Source organism: Microbacterium sp. USTB-Y (genome assembly GCF_023703415.1).
Taxonomy (GTDB): domain Bacteria; phylum Actinomycetota; class Actinomycetes; order Actinomycetales; family Microbacteriaceae; genus Microbacterium.
In genome coordinates, this window is sequence record NZ_JAGMTU010000007.1 from 8,789 (window position 1) to 29,888 (window position 21,100).

Below are 21,100 nucleotides of genomic sequence, written 5' to 3' on the forward strand. Positions count from 1 at the left end.
CGCAGCATTCGTCCAGCCTACGGAAGATCCGACGGGGCCGTCGATGGGGACGACTCCCCATCCGTCGTCCGGTCGGATCCGGTCACTCCGCGTCGCCGGGATCCGCATCCTTCACGTCGAGCAGCGGCAGATCGGCCTTGCCGACGAGGCGCGAGGCGATCACGTGCTCGACGAGGCGCGCCCGCCGGTTGGTCGCGGATCCGCCCACCCCGCCGCGCATGCCGGGCACGCCGATGCGGTCGAACTTGTCGCACACGTTGTCGAGCTTGCGGTTGAAGCGGGTGACGGTCCAGCCCAGGCGCGCCGCGGCGTCGGCGCTGGACGGCAGGGCGCTCATGCCCGTGCCGTCGCGGCGCAGCAGCGGTTCGGCGAGGGCCACCAGAAGCTGCTTCTGGCTGAGCGTCAACGGCACGTCGCCGATCGTCGAATCGCCGTCGAACTCGCGCTCGCGCCGGGTCTCCCGGAAGGTCGGCTCGGAGGCGTGGATCGTGAACTCGTACGTGGTGGGCCCCGCGGAGAACACGACGCTCGTGGTCGCGAACACCAGGGGGAGCCGGGCGCCGGGCGCGAGCCAGGCCTGCACTCCGCCGGTCGCATCGGTCACCGTCGCCTGCAGGCGCGCGCCGATGTTCGCGAGCCACCACAGGCCGGCCGACTCGGCGATCTCGAGGAAGTGCCGATGCAGGAAGAGGTTGTCGTCGATGGCGAGGTCGCCCTCGCGCCCCACCACGAACCGGCCTCCGGCCTCGATCGGGAAGTACTCCCCCGCGAACTCCACCGTCACCCGCGCACGGGTCGGATCCTGCGTGACCTCGGGGTCCATGGTCATGAGGTGCATCCTCTCACCGTCGACGAACCGGAGCCGTTCTCCCGGCGCAGCACGACATCGATGCAGGTCGTGCCGCCGGGCTGCGCGGGGACCGTGATCTCCGGCGCGTCGACCTTGGTCATGTCGCCGTCTCCCGCGAGCGTCACCACCGTGACGAGGTAGGAGTCGCCCTTCTGCGGGCTCGGGTTGGTCCAGGTGAAGCGCACGGAGCCTGCGCCGTCGGGCGTGCCGACGACGTCCTTCGGCGTCGCCGTCATGTCGCCGAGAGGATCCTGCGGATCCGCGCTCTCCACGGCGGTCGGCTTCGGCTTCGGCGGGTTCGCGTTGAGCAGGTTCACCGCGAGCACCGATCCGCCGGCGAGCACGACCACCGCCGCCGCCGCGACCAGGCCCCAGATCAGGCCTCGGCGGGACGCCGGGGCGACGGAGCGGTCCGTCGGTGCGGGAGCGGCGGGGGCCGGTACCCTCTCCGCCGCGACGGCCCCGGCGTCCGGGCTCACCGTACGCGGCGGGCGCAGCACGGTCGGCGCATCGTCGCCGGCGTCGACCGGCGCGACGGGGGCGACCGGCGGCGCCGGCGCGGCTGCCGCGGGCACCCGGATCATCGTGCGTGCGGAGGTCTCGTCCTCGGCTGCTCCGGCGGGGCCGAACCGCGGGCCGGGCGCCGCAGGGACGACGGGGGCCTGCACGGGGCTCGTCGTCGCCGACGGCCGGGTGGCGGTGTGACTCGGGTCGATGCTGACGACCTCGCGCACCCGGGTCAGGCCGTCGTCGTCATCGTCGTGCTCGCGCTCCGGCTGATGGTCGTCGACGATGTCGATCGGGGTCACCGAGTGCGAGAGCTCGATCTGCACCTTCTGCAGCGCCCGGGCGAACGCCACGGCGCTGCCGAAGCGGTCGGCGGGATTCTTCGCCATGCCGCGCTCGAGGACGCGGGCGAGGCTCTCCGGCACATCGGCGCGCCCCAGCGGCGGCAGCGGCTCGCCCTCGATCCGCGCGATCAGATCGGCGCCGCTGTTGCGCTGCCCCGGCTTCTCGAACGGGCTGCGCCCGGTGAGCAGCGTGTAGAGGGTGGCGGCGAGCGCGTAGACGTCCGAGCGCACCCCGCCCTGCGGCGGGTCGCCGAACGACTCCGGCGGCGACCAGGGGATCGACATGCCCGCGGCCTCGCTCACCGCGCCCGTGGTCGAGGCGATGCCGAAGTCGGTGAGGGCGGGCCGGTTGTAGGCCGTGACGAGGATGTTCGCGGGCTTGATGTCGCGGTGCAGCACCCCGGCGCGGTGCGCGGTCTCCACGGCTCCGGCGACCTGGACGCCGACGCGCAGCGCCTCGGCCACGCTGAACGGCTCCTTGCGGGCGCGCTGCTGCAGGTTCGGCCGCGGGCAGTACTCCATGACGAGGTACGGGCGTCCGTCGGCGGCGACGCCGGTCTGATAGATCGTGACGATCGCGGGATGCGTGGACAGCATCGCCATGACGTTCGCCTCGTCGGCGAACTCCTGGGCGGCGCCCGACGCGAGCCGGTCGGCGAGGAGCACCTTGACCGCCACGCGGCGACGCGGCTGCTGCTGCTCGTAGAGGAAGACGTCGGCGAACCCGCCGGTGCCCAGCGGCTCGACGTAGTCGAACCCCTCCAGCTGCGGCGGCGGGGACGGCGGACGACTCACGGCAGATCCTCGAACGCGACGGTGATCCCGTCGCCGAGATCGATCACGTCCCCGGTGACCACGATGGTCTGCTCGCCGGGGTGCAGCCGCACCGGCTCGGCGCCGGGGCGCAGCAGCGTGGATCCGTTCGTGGTGTGCAGGTCGAGCACGACGACCGCGTCGGCCTCGGGGCGGATCTCGAGGTGGCTGCGCGAGATGTCCTGCTGCGGGCTGTCGACCGCCACGAGGTGCGGCAGGGTGGCACCGCTGGAACGCGTGGCCCGCGGGCGGCGTCCGATCACGACCGTGCGGTCGAGCGCGACGACCTGCCCGGAGGACAGCCGCACCCGAGGGCCGGTGGTCACGGCTGCAGCGGGGGCGGGGTCCGCGGCACCGGGGCGCGCGGGCTCCAGCGTGATCCCGGGCACGGCGGACACGGGCGCGGGCACCGGCTCGGCGGGCGTGGGAACCGCGCCCGCGACGGTCGGCGCGACGGGGAGGTCGCCGCGCAGGGCCCGCGCCTGAGCGAGGGAGATGGTCGCGCCGTCGTGGTCGCCGTCGTCCGGGGCGCTCCCGGTCTGCGGCGCCGTCGGGGCGGCCTGCGCCGGGGCGGCCTGCGCAGGGCCGGCCTGCACCGGGGCGGTCGGTGCCGGGCGGAAGTCGAGGGTGTGCCCGCCCAGCGGCGCCGCGATGGTGTCGGCCGGGGGGAGGATCGTCTCCACCGGCGCCGGAGCACTGATCACCGTGTCGCCGAGGTCGTCCTCGTCCGCGGCCGGGACGAGCGGCGCGGGATGGTGTTCCGGCTCGGGATCCTGTGTGGTGGTCCCCTCGACGGGCTCGGGATCGGGCTCATCCGCGGGGGACGGCGTCTCGTCTCGGTCGCCTGCGGCGTCCTCGCTCGACGACCCCGGAGCCGGGACGACGTCATCATCAGACGACCCCGGAGCCGGGACGTCGTCCTCATCAGACGACCCCGGAGACGGGACGACGTCATCATCAGACGACGCGGGCGACGAGACGACGTCATCATCAGACGACGCGGGCGACGAGACGACGTCATCATCAGACGACGCGGGCGACGAGACGACGTCATCATCAGACGACGAGGGCGACGGGACGGGGGCCTCATCAGACGACGCTGGCGACGGGGCGAGCTCCTCGTCAGACGAGCCCGGAGCCGGGACAGCGGGGTCGCCGTCGGATGACGCGCGGACCTCGGGCGCAGCCTCGGCCGACGGCTCGGGAAGGAGCGCGGTGCCGGCGATGATCACACCGGCGCGCACGACGCCCGCGACGATCGGCAGCGCCGGATCCTCCGCGCCGTCCTCGACCCGGATCTCGATGCCGGTCATGCCGGGCACGAACCGCTCGCTCCAGGTGGTGACCTCGGCCCCGGTGATCTCGCGCTCGTCGCCCGCGGCGACCACGCGCGCCCGCACCCGCCCACGCACCGCGATCCGGGCGTGCTCGCCCTCGCGCACCACGGCGGCGAACGGCGGGATCGCGGCGAACGACCCGCCGCCCGCGGCCGTCAGCGCATCGACCACCTCGGCGAAGGAGGCCTCGTCGGCGGCGACCCGCTCCCACAGCCTCGCGACGAGCGCGGCGTCCGCATCCGGAGGCAGTACGATCACGGCCCGGGGGCCGATCAGCGCGAACCACGACCCTGCGCGGTAGACGGTGTTCATCAGCGCATCCCTCCCATGGCCTCGGCACGCGGTCGCGTGTCGGAGTCGATGTCCTCGTCGTCGAAGCCGGCTGCGCCGTCGCGCCCCGGACGCGTGCTCACGTGGAGCGCGTCCACGACGACCGCGGTCACGTTGTCGCGCCCGCCGTGCTCGAGGGCGCGGTCGATCAGGCGCTCCGCGGCGGCCTGCGGATCCTCGTGCATCGCGAGCAGGGTCCGGATCTCCTCGTCGTCCACCTCGCTGCTCAGACCGTCGGAGCAGACCAGGATCCGATCGCCGACGCGGGCCGGGATCATCCAGTAGTCGGCCTCGCCGGTGCTGCCCGCGCCGATCGCCCGCGTGATGATGTTGCGGCGGCGGTCCCGGGGGGCGTCCGCCGCGCGCAGCTCGCCCGCGTCGATGAGCTCCTGCACCACGGAGTGGTCGACCGAGATCTGCTCCAGCACGCCGCCGGAGAGCCGGTAGGTGCGCGAGTCGCCGATGTTGATCGCCAGCCAGTAGCCGACGCCGTCGACGGCGGCGATCGTCACGCCGCTGAGCGTGGTGCCGGCCATCGAGCCCCCGTCCGCCGGAGCCGTGGTGCCGCCGATCGCGTCGACCGCCGCGCGCACGCGGGCCAGGGTGAAGCTGACGTCGTCGATGGTGAGCACCGGCCGGCCCCGCAGCTGCGCGAAGCCCTCGATCACGGTCGTGCTGGCGACGTCGCCGGCCTGATGCCCGCCCATGCCGTCGGCGACGAGGAACAGCGGCGCCTGAGCGAGCAGCGCATCCTCGTTGAGCGCACGGCGCAGCCCGGTGTGCGTGGCAGCGCCCGACCGCGCGACGATCGCCGGCGTCATGCGTAGCCGCCCACGGTGACGATCCGGTCGCCGATCTCGATGGCGTCGCCGAGACGGATCCGCACGCGCTCGCCGGGCGGGCAGGCGATCCGCACCCCGTCGCGCACGATCGTCATGCCGTTGGTCGAGTGCCGGTCCATCACCCAGCCGCCGGCGGCCTCGGCCGCGGCCTCGAAGTGGGTCTTGGACAGCGACAGGGTCTCGTCGCGGACGACGACGACCGTCGCGCCGGCCTCGGGCGCCGGATTGCGACCGAACAGCGTGCGCCCGGAGACGGTGGCGCGTGCGCCGTCGTCCCAGACGAACTGCAGCCGGTGCCCCGGGATCGAGATCCGCGTCTCCTCCAGGTCCTCCTCGTCGGGATGCACCACGGGGGTCAGGGCCAGGGCGTCCGCGACGGTGGCGGGCGCGGCCGCCGGCACGGGCGGTCGCGCCGGCGCCACGGTCTCCGGCCCCGAGACCACGGGAGCGGCGGGGGCCGGCACCGACGGGCTCACCCCGGGGACGACCGTGATCATCGCGTGCGCGGCGTCGGCGGCGGCCTGCGCCGCGGCCGACAGCACCGTCGCATCGTGCGGGTCGGCCTCGGCCGCGGGGGCCGCGACGGGCCCGCCGGCGCTCGGGGCGTTCGGCAGGGTGTGCCCCGTGGACGCGGCGGGTGCACCCGCCGGCGGGGCGAACGACGCGGCGGGGGCGGCCTGGAGCAGGAGCGGATCCGGCGTCGTCAGGACGAACGGCGCCCGAGAGCCGGCCGCGGGCTGCGGCGCGCCGGGCACGGTCGCGAGCGTCGGCGCGGGAGCGGAGGGCTCGGCGATGACGCCGGCGCCCGCGGGTGCGGCCGACGGTCCTGAGGCGGTGCGCGCATCGCGCATGATCGCGCCTGCCGCCCGGTCGTGCCAGCCCTGGAACCGGCCGGAGCCGTCGAACAGCGGCGTGAAGTAGCCGACGACGATCGCGGCGCTGAGACCGAACACGACGTTGCGCAGCAGCGCACGTCCGAAGCCCAGCGGCGCCTCGCTGCCGTCCCGCACGAGCCGCAGCCGCAGGATGCGCATGCCGATGGATCCGCCGGATCCCTGCAGGAAGCTGTAGACGAGGAACCAGGCGAGCATCACGAGGCTCGTGATGCCCATCCCGGTGAGGAGCGCCGAGGCGACGGCCGTCGCTCCCCCGCCGCTCGCCGCGCCGGCCATCGCGAAGGCGACCGCCGATCCGATGATCGCGGGCAGCGACGCGATCGCCGCGTCGATGAGATAGGCGGCCACGCGGCGCGGGAGCGGCGCGATCGGGGCGGCCGGAGACGTCGGCGCGACCGGAGGCGTCGTCGCGCCGGCGCTGCTCGGGGCGTTCGTCATGAGGTCTCGCTCTCGGATCCGCGGCGTGCGGCTCGGGTGCCGCGCTGCGTGGCTGGTGTGCTCTCGATCGTGCCAGGTGCGCCCGAACTCGCGCCAGAGCCGGACCCGGGCCGGCGGACGCGTTCGGTCGCGGCGTCGCGCAGCCCCTGGAACCCGGCCGAGAGACGGGAGCCGCCGAGCAGCGAGCGCAGGCTGAGGCGCGCGATCATCCGGCGCCGCCAGCTCGCCTCCTTGCCCATCCCGGCCACGATGCCGTCGACCTCGAGCCAGAACGCATCGACGTCCTCGGCGGTCGGCTCGGACGGGCCGAACACCTGGGCGTCCGCGTGGTCGGCGAGCGCGGTCACCGCGGGGACCGTGAGCGCGGTGGCCACGGTGCGGGCCTCCTCGGCCCGGGTGGCGCCGGAGGGCAGGCGCGCCCCGTAGTCCACGGCGCGGTCGGTGAGCTCGTCCCAGCCGCCGCTGATGCGGTCGGCGGCGAGTGCCGCGACGCGTCGCCGGCGCCGGCGGGCCGCCTTCCAGGCGCCGATCACGATGAACGGCGCGGCGAGGATCGCGAGCACCAGCAGCACGCTGCCGCCGATCGCGAGGATCGTGCCGAGGATGCCCCACAGGTTGTCCGGGCCGTCCTGGTTGCCGCGCTGGTCGGGCACGCTGGGCGGAAGCTCGACCGGCTCCTGCGGCGGGGGCGGCGGCTGCAGCACCTGCGGCTTGGGGACGACCTTGGGCTTGGTGATCTGGTCCTGCGGGACCTTGTCCTTCGGCGGGGTCGGGTCGAAGGCCACCCACCCGGCCTTCTCGAAGTTCACCTCGACCCAGGCGTGCAGGTTGTCGCCGTTGGCGGAGAACGTGCCCTTCTGGCCCTTCTCCGGGTAGAAGCCCATCACGACCCGGACGGGGATGCCCAGGGAGCGGGCCGCGAGCGCCATCGCGACGGCGTACTGCTCGTCGTCGCCGATCATCTGCTGCCCGTCGATCAACGTGGAGATCCGCTCCTCGGTGTGCCCGGCGCGGCTGAGGGCCTCGCCCTCCAGGCCGTGGCTGAAGAAGCCCTCCTCGGAGAACTTCTTCACCAGCGCCCGCACCTGCGCGATGGGCGTCTTCGCGTCGGCGACCGTGTCGGAGGCGAGCGAAGCCAGCTTCTCTGGCGCCTCGGCCGACTTCGGCATCGCGACGGATCCGAAGGCGAGGCCGTCGAGCTGCTTGTCCGTCCAGGTGCGGGGGATCGTGGTGTCCAGGGTGTACGTGTCGCCCTTGCGCAGCTTCGAGGTGGCGACCGCCGTGCCGGTCGAGTCGTTGTAGTAGGTGCCGCGCCGCAGCGCATCGGCGTCGGATCCGGCGAACGTGATCCGGCTGACGGCGCCGGCGTCGGGCAGCCACACGCCCGTGTACGCGTCCATCGTGACATCGAGTGTGGCCGCGGAGCCGGTGGCTCCGGCCGACATGTTGTCGCGGATGGGGCTGAACGCCCCCGACGAGCCGACACCTTTGTCCGACACGTCGTAGACGACGCCGTTGTAGGCGTCCATCGTGCCGACCCGGATGCGGGCGCCCTCGGGCAGCCCCTTCACGGTGAACAGGGTGTCCTTGCGGTGGTCCTTCACGTACCCGCGGTACGACTGCAGCGGGCTCGCGTACTGGTGCACGTCGAACGGCGGCAGCACCACGTCGCGGAACACGTGCCGCGGCTCGGCGAGCGTCGTCGCGGCGGCGACGCCCGTGCCGGCGAGGCCGGCGACGACCAGCACGGCCGCCCCGGCGAGGATGCGGCGACGGCGCAGGGCGGAGGAGCGGGACCCGTCGGCCGCGACCGGGACCGCGGCGTCCGCGCTCTCGCCGCCGAGGCCGCGCAGCGCGAGCCAGGCCACCGAGACGAGGGCGAAGACGACGCCCTGCGCGATCGGGGCCGCCGGATCCGGGACGCCCATGGCGATCACCAGCATGAGGTGCGCCGCCGCGGGGATCAGCGCCCACGCGACCCGGCGCAGCCGCAGCGCGAGCGCGGCGGTCAGCACCCCGAACACGAGGGCGGACAGGAACGGCACCAGCGCGTAGCCGTCCCCCACCGCCACCGGCGCGACCGTGGTGAGCATCGCCTTCCAGCTGGTGACGGCGCCGGCCGACAGCGCGCCCAGGGTCTGGCCGGTGGGCACGAAGCCGAACAGCGTCGTCTGCGGCAGGGCCAGCGCCCCGCCGAAGACGAAGTAGGCGAGCACGGTGAGTCCGGCGGTCGGCAGGATCCCCCAGCCGCGCCAGGCGCAGAGCAGGGCCACACCGAGACCCAGCACGAGGCCGCCGAGCGCGGCGGGCAGGAAGGATCCGCCCGCGAACGAAGGCCACCATCCGGCGATGCCGGCGCCCATGAGCAGGGCCACCGCGACGAGGTCGGTGAGGCGACGGGCCATCATGCGAGCACCTTCCCGAGGGCGAGCGGCAGCTGCTCGAGCGCGCCGACCGTGATCACATCGGCCTCGCCGATGCGGCGCAGTGACGGGGCCTCGCCGAGATCGGCGACGATGGCGAGCACGCGCGACCCGAACGGCAGGCGGGCGCAGGCGGCGCGCAGCTCCTCCGGCGAGGTGCGGCTGCCGCCGACGAGCACCACGACGCTGGACAGCGGCATGTGCGCGGCGACGGTGCCGGCCAGCGCCGCCAGCCCGCCGTCCTTCGCGCGGCCCTCCTCGACGCCCGCGAGCGAGTCGAGGAGTTGCTTGCCCGTGCCGGACGCCAGCGCCCGGCCCTGCACGCGCAGCTCGACGTGCTGCGCATCGCGGATCGCACGCAGGCCCACGGATCCGGCCAGGGAGATCGCGAGCTCGAACTCCTCCGGCTCGGCGTACTCGGAGTTCGCGCGGCTCAGGCCGATGACGAAGTGCGAGCGGCGCGTCTCCTCGTACTGACGCACCATGAGCACCCCGGTGCGCGCCGAGGAGCGCCAGTGCACCCGACGCAGGTCGTCGCCCGGCTGATACTCGTTGAGCGCATGGAAGGAGACGTCGTCGCGGGACAGATCCGACGCCGGCAGCCCCTCCAGGTCGCGCAGGAAGCCGAGCGACTGCCCGTCGAAGGCGATCGTGCGCGGGTGCACGAAGAGGTCGATCGGATCGTCGCGCCGGTGCGCCCGCTCGAACAGCCCGAGCGGATCGCCGCGGACGACGCTGACCGGGCCGACCGACACGACGCCGCGCCGGTGGGTGGGGATGGCGAAGAGCTCCTCCGCCTCCTCCCCGGGGGCGAGCCGCTTGATGCCGAACTCGCCGCGGCCGGCGCCGACCGGCAGCACGACGCGCGAGGGCAGGATCGCCCTGCTGCCGCGGTTGGCCAGGGTCAGCGCCCCCACCGCCCGCTCTCCGACGACGACGCGGGTGCGCGCCAGGTCGAGGGTGATGTCGTAGGCGGTGCGCCCGATGAGGAACAGCGTGCACAGCACGAGCACGACGGCGAGCACGAGCGCGATCACGGCCAGTTCGATCCAGCCGAGCGGCAGCGCGATCAGGAGGCATCCCAGGGCCGCACCCGCGAGCACCCAGGCCAGCGGGCGCACCGCGCCGGCGATCAGGCGGAGCCGCGTCCCCCCGCGCGCGAGCACGAGCGCGAGGATGTCGCGCCAGCCGGCCTCGCGGTCGGATCCGGCCGGGCGATCGGTGCTGCGCGCCGGGGCGGTCGTGGTCATGCGTGCTCTCTGTCTTCGGATGTCCCTTCGACGAAGCTCAGGGACCGGGGTTGCGGCTCAGGGACCGGCGTTGCGGGGCAGGGGCCGGGGTGGCGGACCGCCGTGCGGGGACGGACCGGCGCCGGATCAGGCGGCGCGCGCCTGGGGGGCGGCGACCTTCTCGACCACGCGGGCGATGACGGTCTCGGCGGTGGTGCCGGCGAACTCCGCCTCCGGGTCGAGCAGCAGGCGGTGCAGCCACACCGGCCGGGCGAGCGCCTTCACGTCGTCGGGCAGCACGTAGTGACGACCGTGCGCGGCGGCCCACACCTTGGCGATGCGGACCATGGCGAGCGCCCCGCGCACCGAGACGCCGAGGCGGATCGCGGTGTCGGCCCGGGTCGCCTCGACGAGCTCGGCGATGTAGCGCAGCACCGCGGGCTCGACGTGCACGGCGGCGGCGAGGTCGGCCATGTCGGCGACCGCGCTCGTGGTGATGACCGGGGCGAGCTTCGCGGACGGGTTGCGCTCCGCGGCGCCCGCGAGGATCGACGCCGTGACATCGAGGTCGGGGTAGCCGATCGAGGTCTTGATGAGGAAGCGGTCGAGCTGCGCCTCGGGCAGCTTGTAGGTGCCCGCCTGCTCGATGGGGTTCTGCGTCGCGATCACGAGGAACGGACGGCCGGCCTCGTGGGCGACGCCGTCGACGGTCACCCGCGACTCCTCCATCACCTCGAGGAGGGCCGACTGCGTCTTGGGCGAGGCGCGGTTGATCTCGTCGGCGAGCACGATCGAGGCGAACACCGGGCCGCGGTGGAACTCGAACGTGTGGGTGTTCTGGTCGTAGATCGTGACGCCGGTCACGTCCGACGGCAGCAGGTCGGGCGTGAACTGGATCCGGCTGCTGGTGCCCTGCACGGTCGCGGCGAGCGCCTTCGCGAGGCTCGTCTTGCCCGTTCCGGGGGCGTCCTCCAGGAGCACGTGCCCCTCGGCCAGCATCGACGCGATCACGAGGCTCACCACGTCGCGCTTGCCCTGCAGGGCACGGTCGACGTTGTCGGCCAGGCGGCTGAAGGTGCCCTGGAACCAGGTCGCCTGCTCGGGGGTCATCGTCATGTCTGTGGTTCCTCTTGCTCGTCGTTCGTCTGCTGTGCTGCGCGGGCCGGTCCTCGCCCGGCTACGGTCTCGCCCAGAAGCTCTTCTCGGTGTCCACTCCGCCGCCCCAGCCGACGATGTCGACCCAGACGTCGACGCCGTCGCGGCCCTTCCAGCAGGAGAGCTGCTGGCTGCCGGAGCCGTCGAAGTTCACGGTGTGGTTGCCGCCGATCTGGCCGTCCACGCTGGAGTGGCAGGTCACCGTGTAGTTGCCGATCTTCAGGTTCTGCCAGTTCACGACCATCAGGCGGCATCCGTTGACGCACCCGCTGCCGGCGGCGGCGCCCTGGGTGACCCACACGCGGGGCGGCGGCGGGCTGTTGGTCTTGCGCGAGGCGGAGACCACGCTGGACTGCTGGCTGACCCCGCCGTCGTTCACGAAGGCCTGCGCGTCGATCGTGTGCGTCTGGTCATAACCGTTGCCGACCACGGTCGATCCGTTGTTCGCCACCGACTGCCATCCGCCGCCGTCGATGCGCACCTTCATGGTGACCGGGCGCCCGTTCGGCGCCGGCGCGTTCCAGGCGAGCGTGATGCTCTGGCCGTTGTTGGTCGCGCTGACGTCCGGCTTCCCGATCGGACCGTACGGGCGGACATTGCCCTTCGAGCCTGCGTCACCGGGCTGGGACTCCTGCCCGCCGACGACCGAGTAGGCGCGCACCGACACCGTGTAGCTGTTGTTGTTCGTGGCCGGGATGTTGCGCCCATCCCAGTTACGGTTCCAGTTGCCCCCGGTCGAGTACTCGTAGTGGATCTCGGATCCGCTGGCCCCGTTGGCGTCCGCCAGCGTGTACTCGACGGCGATGTTGTTGTCGCCCTCCACCACCTTGGTGAGGGTCGTCGCCCCCGGCTGCCCGAAGGCGCGCCGCGGGCTGGACGGCGCGGACCAGGCGCCCGGCGAGGGCGACTTGTTCTTGCCGCGCACCTGGAACGTGTAGTCGGCGGTCGAGTTGCCCACCGTCACGGCCTGGCTCGTCAAGCTGCCGGGGACGGTGATCGTGCGCACCACGGATCCGCCCTGCATGACCTGCAGCTCGTAGCTGGAGATCGGGTCGCCGTTGGCGCCGGCCGGGGTCCAGCTCACGGTCATCTGCGACTGGTTGCCCACGGACGGCGCGCTCTGCGCCTGCGGGGTGCCGGGAGCCGTCGGCGGACCCGCCGGAACCTCCGACGCCGACCAGCCCGACCAGCTCGAGGGCTCGGGGGCGCGGTTCACCGCCTGCACGCGCACCTGGTAGTTCGCGCCGTTCTCCAGGCCGTCCCACTTCACCGACGTGCCGGTCACCCCGGTCTTCGTCGCGGTGCCGCTCGGCGGCGCCGGGGAGATCTCGAGGTTGTACGAGGTCACCGGGGATCCCGGGGTCGTCGGCGTGGTCCACGAGACGTCCAGCGACTTGTCGCCGAACTTCAGGGTCGGCGGGTTCGGGGTGTCCGGCCGCGCATCCGGGCGCGCCACGGCCGAGGTCGGCGACGGCTTGCCCTCGCCCACGCGGTTCGTGGCGGTCACCGCGAACGTGTACTCGACGTTGTTCGTCAGCCCGTCCAGGGTGCACGTGGTCGACGTGCACGGCTTGGAGTAGCTGCCTCCGCTCGTGGCGCGCACGGTGTAGCCGGTGATCTCGGCGCCGTTGTTCGACGGCGGCGACCAGTTCAGCACCACCGTGCGGTCCTGCACGCTCGTCACCTGCGGGGCGCCCGGCGCATCGGGAACGCCCTGCACCGTGACGACGATGCGGCCGTCCACCTCGCGGTCGGGATCCTTCGTCGCGTCCTGCACCCGGTAGGTCGCCACGATCTGGCCGACGAACGCCTTGCTGGGCGTGATCACGACCTTGTCGCCCTGCACCGACGCGCCGTCGGCGTCGCCGGTCTGCACGCTCACGGAGCGGATCTTCAGCGGCTTGTCCGGGAACGGGTTGACGTCGTTCTGCAGCACCGGGATCGTGACCGCCTTGCCCTGGTCGGCCTGCGGCACCGTGTCCTCGTTGGCGACGGCGAGCGGCCGCGTGGAGGCGGCGACCGTCACGGCGACGGTGCCGGTGACCGGCTCCGTGGTGCCGTCGGTGATGCTCAGCTGCACGGTCGAGCCGGAGCCCTTCGGCGTCTGGGAGTCGGCCTGCACCCTCAGCGTCGAGCCGTCCAGGCTCGCCGTGATGCCGTGGTCGGGCTGTCCGGTGATCTTGTAGCTGATCTTCTTCGCATCGCCCGGATCCGGATCCTTCGTGAGCGCCGCGAGGTCGACCTTCTGCGCGTCCTCGCCGGGCGCGACCGACACCTGCGCGTTCGTGAACGCGGGCGGCTGGTTGTCCGGCGGGAGCACGGTGATCGGCAGGCTCAGGGTGGACTTGCGCCCCTTCGGATCGTCGGGTCCGGTGCCGTCGGTCACCTCGAAGGTGAGCGCGTCGTCGCCGAAGTAGCCCTGCTTGGAGGTGTAGACGAGGGTGTGCTCGTCCTTCAGCAGCGACGCGCCGTTGCCGTTGACGGCGCTGACCTTGCCGGCCTCGGTGATGCGCACGTCGCCGCCGCCCGCCACGGCGACGTACTTCGACAGCGGGAGCTCGATGGTCTCGCCGCTCTTGACCTCGACCGGCTTGGTCGAGCGGAGGGTCGGCGCGAGCTCGGACAGGGCGGGGACGAAGATGAACGCGGACGCGGTCTGCTCGTCCTGGTCGGTGACGGAGTACTGCACCAGCTGCCGCTGGTCCGTGACGGTGACCTGGATCTTCCGGTTCGGCAGCACCTTCGCCGTGGGGTCGCCGACGCTGAGCTTGAGCGCGTCGATCGTGCCGTCCGGATCCTCGTCGTTGTCCAGCACCGGCACCTCGACCGTCAGGGCCTCGCCCTTCACGTCGGATGCCTGGATGCGGTCGTCCCGGGCGACCGGTGCGACGAGGGGGACGTCCTCGGCGACCGTGATCTGCACCGGCGCCGTGGCGGTGGCGCCGTGCGCGTCGGCGACGGTGTACTGCACCGAGGTCTGCACGGGGCGGTCGGGCGCGGTGATGAGCACGCGGTCGCCGGACACCCGGGCCTGGAGCCCGTCCACGCCCGCGGCGGTCTCGATGCCGTTCTTGACCAGGCCGATCGTGTCGCCGTCCGGATCCGAGTCGTTCGTCAGCACGGCGACCGCGACGGTGCGGCCCGGCCGCATCACGATCGAGTCCTTGACCGCGTAGGGCGCCTGGTTGATGTTGGCGCCCGGGGCGATGCCGACCCGGATCGTGGCGGTCGCCTCCTTGCCGAGGCGGTCGCGCACCTTGTAGGTGAAGGTGTCGATGCCGCTCGTCTTGTCGAAGGCCGTGTAGGTGAGGTAGTTCGAGCCGACCTCGGTGACCTGCCCCTGCTTCGGCGCGGAGTCCAGGCCCACGAGCTCCACGGAGTCGCCCTCGGCGTCGAGCCCGTCCAGCGGGACAGGGATGCGCACGCTGGTGCCGCTCAGGGCCCGCACGGTGAGATCGTGCGGGCGCGGCGCGGTGTTGGCCTTCTCGTCGACCGGCAGGATCTGGATCGTGATGTACCCGGCGGCCTTCTGCCCGTTGGAGTCCACCGCCTCATAGGTCGCGTAGACCGTGCGCGGGGTGTCGCCGGCGCGGAAGCGCACGGTGTCCTGGGACACGAACGCCTCGCCGTACTTCGGATCGACGAGCGGCTCGACGAGGTTCGGCGCCACGTGCAGCGTCGTGCCGGGCGCGTGCTTGTCGTTCGCGAGCACCGGGATCGTCACCACGTCGCCCGCGCGCACCACGGCCGTGTCGTCGTTCGCGGTCGGAGGGTCGAGCTTGGCGGGCGCGGGGATCGGGATCACGATGACGTCGCCGTCCGCGGTCTGGGATCCGTTCGAGATGCGGTAGCTGATCCGCACCTCCTTGTCGAGGTTGCCCTGATCGGTGACCCGCAGGGTCTCGTGGTTCAGCACCGACACGCCCACGCCGCTGTGCGGGGGCACGGTGACCGACTGCACGACGAGGATCCCGCCGGCCGGGTCGATGTCGTTGTTCAGCACCCCGACGAGCACGTCGCCGCCGCTGGGCAGCAGCGCCACGTCGCGCACCGCGGTCGGCGGCGCCGCCTCGGCCGTCTTGTCGAGCACGTCCACGCGGACCAGCCCCGGCACCGCATTGGGACCGGCGCTGACGAGGTACTGCATGTAGTAGGTGCCGGGAAGCTCGGCGCGGAACGTGAACGTGCCCTCGGCGAAGTTCGGGGTGATCACGGCGCCCGGCGTCTCGTCGACGCGGGTGAGGCGGAGCTGCTCCTTGCCCGAGCTCGTGTCGTTCAGCAGGGGGTCGGCCGTGACCTGCTCACCCGCGCGGGTGACGTAGTGATCGGCGTTCGTCTTCGGGGTCGTGGTGCCGGCAGGGCGGATGTCGAGTCGGATCGTGCCGCTGGTCAGCTCGCCCATCGCGTCGGCGACCTGGATCCGGATCTCCTTGCGGCCGGGCAGACTCGCCACGGCCCGGTAGGTGAGCTGCCCGTCCGGCGTGTAGTCGACCTCGTCGCCGGGCGCGGCCTCGACATCCTTGAGGTACACGTCGTCGCCGTCCGGATCGATCCAGTCGGGCAGGGCGTTGTACGTCACGGTCCCGCCGGCCTCGACGAGCAGACCGGGAGTGCGCCGCTGCTTCGGGGCGGCGTTCACGCTCCAGTCGTGCACGCTGATCGACGCGTTCGCGGTGGCCTTGCCGCCCCGGCCGTCATCGGCCTGATACTGGAACGACGCGGATCCGGTCGCGTCCTCCGGCACCGCGATCTGCAGCGCCCCGCCGTTGTTGATCGGCTGCACCTCGCCGATCGGAGGCTGCTCCTGGGCGAGGGAGGCGACCAGCACGTCCCCGTCGGCGTCGGTGTCGTTGTCGAGCACGGGCAGCATCGTGGTGCGGCCCGGACGGACGCCGAACTCGTCGTCGTGCGCGACCGGCGGCGTGTTCTCGGGCGTGCGCTTGGGCAGGGTGGTCTCGACCTGGTCGTCGGTGGTCTCGTCCTGCTGCTCGGAGCTGCCCTCCGGCGGCACGATGTCCTGCCAGTTGTCGACGCGCTGCAGGTTGTCGGTGGCCATCCAGGCGGCCCCGCTCGCGGTGTCGTTGAGCACCACCACGTCGCGGTTGACGCGGAACACCAGGGTGGAGCTGCTCTCCGCGCCCTCGATCGAAGTCGCGAGGTCGTCCGCGGAGCCGATGCAGTCGCGGAGGAACTTGGCGGATCCGCCCCACGCGCCGTAGGTGCACCCGTTGAGGAACACGGGGGCCGCGGGGGCGCCGGTGCCGCCGATGTCCCGGGCCGAAGCCGCGGAGCCGTCGAGGGGCACGGTGATCAGCGCGTCGGCCGTGGCCAGCACCGCCGAGGTGTTCTCCGCCGAAGGCTGCTGCAGCACCGCGGCATCGAGGTTCTTCACCTCCGCGCCGTCGAGCTGCGTGCGGTGTCCCCCGGCGAAGACGGTCTTGGCGTCCGCATCGAGCACCACGGGGGTGTCGCCGACGACGGTGATCGTGGGCTTCGCGTCGTCGGCGAGCTCGATCTTCTCGGTGGACGGCGGCTGCGGATCCCCCTGCTCGTCGACGTGCACGGTGACGATGGTGCGGTCCTTGGCGGAGACGCCGTAGACCGTGCCGTCCGTGCCGACCGCGATGTCGGCACCGGCCCCGAGGGTCGCCGAGGGCTTCGTTCCGGCGGCCTTGAACCCGCTCAGCGACGAGGCCTGGCGCACCCAGAGCTTGCCCTCCTTGGGGTCGAGGATGGCGACGGTCGTGCCGCCGAGGGCCGACTTGGCGCCGCCCGGCACCAGCACGGCGTCGCTGAGCACCACGCGCGCCGGGTAGACGGCGGTGAGGGTCGAGGCGGAGCGGTCGGCGACCAGCACGGTGCCCCCCGACTGGAGCACGTCGTAGTTCTCGCCGCCGGTGCGCAGTCCGCCGTCGAGCACCCGGGACTGATTGTTGAAGTGTCCGACGAGCAGGCTCGAGGTCTTGGTGAGCCACACGCCGCCGTCGTGCAGGTCGACCTCGGCGGTGGGGTTGCCCTGATAGGCGAACGCCATGCCGGTGACGGCGAGGGCCGCGGCGGTCACGCCGGCCGCAGAAGCGAGGGTCTTCGGTCGCATCCGCAACCACGCGAACGACTTCACCACGAATTTCCCCCCGACCGTGCAGCACAGCTGTCCCATGCGCAATTGTCAGGGGACTGTAAGAGTGTATGTCGGCTTCCTGGGAACGGCGATGGGGAGAACTCCCCATCCGGATCCACGCCCGACGCGCTTTTCCGGCTCGCGGTGCACGTGCGCCGCAATCGCAGATCCGTTCTCCCGGGGTCGTTGAGCGAGCACCGAGCGCAGCGAGGAGCGAGACGAAACGAAACGCCGTCACTGATGAGGGACCGCGTTTCGTCTCGGTCGCCTCCGGCGTCCTCGCTCAACGATCCCAAGGGACGGTCGCCTCCGGCGTCCTCGCTACGACCCCGAAGGAACGGCCGACACCGCTGACGTGCGCCCCTATCCGCCCCTCCACCCTTCGATCGATTTCCCGCCGGCGGGCCAGGATCCGCGCGCTCGGCATAGGGCGGAGCCGTACGCTCGGAGCATGTTCCTCGACCCTGTGCTGCGGCGCGTGGAGCCGCTGCTGCTGCGCGTGGACCGCATCGCCGGCGGCCGCAACGCCCACGAGAAGATCGCCGAAGCCGATCGCGATCATCACCGCACCGTCCGCGCTTTCCGCTGGGTGTTCTGGCTGCTCGCCGTCGAGCTCGTGATCGGGATCGCTGCGGTCGTCGTGGCCGTCGTGATCGCGGTGCAGGCGGGGAGCATCGCCGCGGTGCCGTTCGCGGTGTGGATGCGCGCGCTCATCGTGCTCGCGATGACCGTCACCCTCTTCTACTTCGCGTGGCGCGCCGCCCTGGGCTGGCGCTGGGCGTACCAGCGACTGCGCCTGTTCGCCCAGATCTTCCCCGTCATCACGCTCGTGATGGCGGCCATCCCCGGGCTGTATCCCGCCTGGATGGTGACCGAGCAGATCGTCTTCAGTCTCATCATGATCGGCGTCGCCGACTTCCTCACCAGCGATCACATGCGTCAGGCGTTCCGCAAGCCGGAGACCGCCTGACCCCTCCCGCCGCACGGGCCGACAGTTCGCTCTCCCCCTCGGAACGCCGCTGTGGTAGGAAGAGCGTGGATAGGGGGCGCCGGCCTCCTGCCGGACCCAGACGCCCCGCCAGGGGCGTCCCGACGTCAGGGGACGCGATCATGGGATTCATCCAGGCATTCGTCGGTGCACTCGGCGGCACGCTCGCCGACCAGTGGAAGGACTTCCTGGTTCCGCCGCAGGGGCTCGCGCCGACGGCCGCGATCTTCCCCGCCGTCGCCCAGGGCCAGAACGCCGGGCGCGGGTCGAACGTGCGCGGATCCGAGAACATCATCACGAACGGATCCAAGATCATCGTCCCCGAGGGCACCGGGGTGCTCACCTTCCAGGACGGCCACATCACCGGTTTCATCGCGCAGCCCGGCGGCTACGAGTGGCAAAGCTCCGACCCGAACTCGAAGTCGATCTTCGCCGGAGACGGGTTCGTGAGCCCGCTCATCACCCAGTCGTGGGAGCGGTTCAAGTTCGGCGGGCAGCCGGGCAGCCAACAGCTGGTGTTCTACGTGAACCTGCGGGAGCTCCCCAACAACCGCTTCGGCACGCAGTCGGAGATCTACTGGGACGACGCCTACCTGGGCACCCAGGTCGGCGCGATCACGCGCGGCACCTACACGATGCGCATCGTGGATCCGATCCTGTTCGCGTCGCAGTTCGTGCCGCTCACCTACCTGCAGCCCGGCGGCGGCGTGTTCGACTTCACCGACATGGACAACGACGCGGCGACGCAGCTGTTCAACGAGGTCGTCTCCTCGCTCGCCCCGGCGTTCTCGCTGTACACGAACGATCCCGCCAAGGGCAATCGGATGGCGAAGATCCAGGCCGACTCGATGGGCTTCGCTCAGTCGCTGTCCGCCGCGGTGGAGAACGGCTACCGCTGGACGAGCGCCCGCGGGATCACGATCGTGAGCGTCGCGCTGCAGGCCATCGAATACGACGAGACCACGCGCGCCCTGCTCGCCGACGTGCAGAAGGCCGACGCCCTGGGCGGCGCCCGCGGCAACTCCTTCCTGCAGCAGTCGGTGGCCCGGGGCATGCAGGCCGCCGGCGAGAGCGGCGGCGGCGCGACCAACATCGCGATGATGGGCATGGGCCTGAACGCCGCGGGCGGCGCGATGGGAGGGCTCCAGCAGCAGGGCGTCACCCCGGCCTACCAGCAGGTCCCCACGCCGCAGCCCCCGGCCGCGCAGGCCCCTGCGCCCGAAGCCGCGCCCGCGGCTGCGGCGCCCACCGCCGATGACCCGCTCGCCAAGCTCACCCAGTACAAGGCGATGCTGGATCAGGGGCTCATCACCCAGGCGGACTACGACGCCGCCAAGGCCAAGGCCCTCGGACTGTAGCCTCCCCCGATGTCCGACCCGTCTCGCCCGGGTGGATCCGCCCCCGGGACGCCGCCCCCGCCGCCTCCGCCACCCCCACCGCCTCCGCCTGCCGCTCCCCTCCCCGAGGGCGCGGGCCCCTCGGCGTACGCGCCCCCGGACGGGGTCATCCCCCGCGAGCAGGCGACCGAGGAGACGCCGGCCGACGCGATGAAGGACGCCACCTGGGACGACGTGAAGAACGTGCGCGAGCAGGAGGCGAACGCAGGGTATGCCCCCGGCGAGGCTCCGCAGATCACCTACGACGAGCACGACGGGCCCCAGGTGATCCGCACCGGATCCGACAAGGGCGACGGGCTCGACAAGTGCCCCAAGTGCGGATCCACCGACATCGGCTTCGACATCGCCTCCGGCATGCTGTTCTGCCGCTTCTGCCGGCATCGCTGGGCGCAGGAGAACGCGGTCGCCGCGTTCGGACTGGACACCCCGATCAGCGAGCTGCGCGGCCGGCACATCGGATCCGGATCCGGATCCATCGTTCCGGGAGTGGACGAGGTCGTCACGTTCAAGTGCCAGGCCTGCGGCGCCGAGATCGCGATCGACACCGCGCACGCGATGCAGGCGCGATGCCACTGGTGCCGCAACACGCTCTCGGTGAATCAGCAGATCGACAACGGCGCGGTGCCCGACGTGGTGCTCCCGTTCTCGCTGCCCAAGGACGAGGCTGTCGCGCGCATCGCGGAGTTCGTGAAGAAGCGGCGGTTCTTCGCGAACCGCCGGTTCACGGCCCAGTTCGCCCCCGAGAACGTGATGGGCGTGTACCTGCCCTACCTCGTCGTCGACTTCAACGCGAACGTGCAGTTCGCCGGCACCGGCGAGCACACGACGCGCAAGTACACGGTCGGTCAGGGCGACGACCGCGAGACCCGCTACGACTACGACGTGTACCAGGTGGGCCGCACGTTCTCGCTCTACGTCGACGACCTGACGATCGAGTCCGCCGCCGACAAGCGGGACTTCGAGGCGAGCCGCAACACGAACAACATCATCAACGCGATCATGCCGTTCGACACCAAGAACGCGGTGCGCTACGACGCCAACTACCTCTCCGGCTTCACCTCGCAGCGCCGCGACCTCGACCTCACCACGCTGTTCGCCCCCGCGCAGGAGCAGGCGGAGGACATCGGCCGGTTCCGGGCCGCGGAGACCGTCGGCTTCTACGACCGCGGGGTGCGCTGGGAGCAGCAGGACATCCACGTCGTCGGCGACCGCTGGATCTCGGCGTATCTGCCGGTCTGGCTGTACAGCTATCTGGAGACGAAGGGCAACGGCCGCCAGCTGCTGCACTACATCGCCGTCAACGGGCGCACGGGCGAGACGATGGGCTCGGTGCCGATCAACACGACCCGGTTGTGGATCTTCTCCGGCATCGCCGAGGTGTTCGGGATCATCGGCACCGTCCTGACCGGCTTCATCTTCTGGAGGTGACG

Annotated in this window: 12 protein-coding genes; 3 read left to right on the forward strand and 9 right to left on the reverse strand. The window is 72.2% G+C overall.

What is annotated here, in order from left to right:
- Positions 1–82 precede the first annotated feature (82 nt).
- The 9 genes from J8G10_RS16295 to J8G10_RS16335 all read right to left on the reverse strand — a co-directional run bounded on the left by J8G10_RS16295 (position 83) and on the right by J8G10_RS16335 (position 17,288).
- A complete protein-coding gene (locus tag J8G10_RS16295; RefSeq protein WP_251447316.1) occupies positions 83–829 on the reverse strand; it encodes a hypothetical protein in 747 nt (248 codons plus the stop codon).
- Positions 826–2,496 carry a serine/threonine-protein kinase gene (locus tag J8G10_RS16300; RefSeq protein WP_251447318.1) on the reverse strand — a complete coding sequence of 557 codons (1,671 nt, stop codon included), beginning with the start codon at positions 2,494–2,496 and terminating at the stop codon, positions 826–828. Before J8G10_RS16300 ends, J8G10_RS16295 begins: the two co-directional genes overlap by 4 nt.
- Positions 2,493–4,163: an FHA domain-containing protein gene (locus J8G10_RS16305; protein WP_251447321.1), complete on the reverse strand. Its 1,671-nt coding sequence runs from the start codon at positions 4,161–4,163 to the stop codon at positions 2,493–2,495. Before J8G10_RS16305 ends, J8G10_RS16300 begins: the two co-directional genes overlap by 4 nt.
- A complete protein-coding gene (locus J8G10_RS16310) occupies positions 4,163–5,002 on the reverse strand; it encodes a PP2C family serine/threonine-protein phosphatase (RefSeq protein ID WP_251447324.1) in 840 nt (279 codons plus the stop codon). The genes J8G10_RS16305 and J8G10_RS16310 overlap by 1 nt, the downstream gene beginning before the upstream one ends.
- A complete protein-coding gene (locus tag J8G10_RS16315; protein WP_251447327.1) occupies positions 4,999–6,357 on the reverse strand; it encodes an RDD family protein in 1,359 nt (452 codons plus the stop codon). The genes J8G10_RS16310 and J8G10_RS16315 overlap by 4 nt, the downstream gene beginning before the upstream one ends.
- Positions 6,354–8,765 carry a transglutaminase domain-containing protein gene (locus J8G10_RS16320; RefSeq protein ID WP_251447330.1) on the reverse strand — a complete coding sequence of 804 codons (2,412 nt, stop codon included), beginning with the start codon at positions 8,763–8,765 and terminating at the stop codon, positions 6,354–6,356. The genes J8G10_RS16315 and J8G10_RS16320 overlap by 4 nt, the downstream gene beginning before the upstream one ends.
- Positions 8,762–10,030, reverse strand: a complete 1,269-nt coding sequence (locus J8G10_RS16325) for a DUF58 domain-containing protein (RefSeq protein WP_251447333.1) — start codon at positions 10,028–10,030, stop codon at positions 8,762–8,764. Before J8G10_RS16325 ends, J8G10_RS16320 begins: the two co-directional genes overlap by 4 nt.
- A 126-nt stretch (positions 10,031–10,156) precedes the next feature.
- Positions 10,157–11,125, reverse strand: coding sequence for a MoxR family ATPase (locus tag J8G10_RS16330; RefSeq protein WP_251447336.1), 969 nt, complete (start codon positions 11,123–11,125; stop codon positions 10,157–10,159).
- Between the two features lie 61 nt (positions 11,126–11,186).
- Positions 11,187–17,288 (reverse strand): Ig-like domain-containing protein, encoded by a 6,102-nt coding sequence (locus J8G10_RS16335; RefSeq protein WP_251447339.1) that lies wholly within the window; start codon positions 17,286–17,288, stop codon positions 11,187–11,189.
- Between the two features lie 448 nt (positions 17,289–17,736).
- Here J8G10_RS16335 and J8G10_RS16340 point away from each other — a divergent pair, with 448 nt between their 5' ends.
- The 3 genes from J8G10_RS16340 (at position 17,737) to J8G10_RS16350 (ending at position 21,098) form a co-directional block, all read left to right on the forward strand.
- Positions 17,737–18,255, forward strand: coding sequence for a hypothetical protein (locus J8G10_RS16340; protein WP_251447342.1), 519 nt, complete (start codon positions 17,737–17,739; stop codon positions 18,253–18,255).
- Between the two features lie 140 nt (positions 18,256–18,395).
- The gene (locus tag J8G10_RS16345) at positions 18,396–19,631 is read left to right on the forward strand and encodes an SPFH domain-containing protein (protein ID WP_251447345.1); all 1,236 of its coding nucleotides are present in this window, start codon (positions 18,396–18,398) and stop codon (positions 19,629–19,631) included.
- A 9-nt stretch (positions 19,632–19,640) separates the two neighbouring features.
- Positions 19,641–21,098, forward strand: coding sequence for a TFIIB-type zinc ribbon-containing protein (locus tag J8G10_RS16350; protein ID WP_251447348.1), 1,458 nt, complete (start codon positions 19,641–19,643; stop codon positions 21,096–21,098).
- The last annotated feature ends 2 nt before the right edge of the window (positions 21,099–21,100 follow it).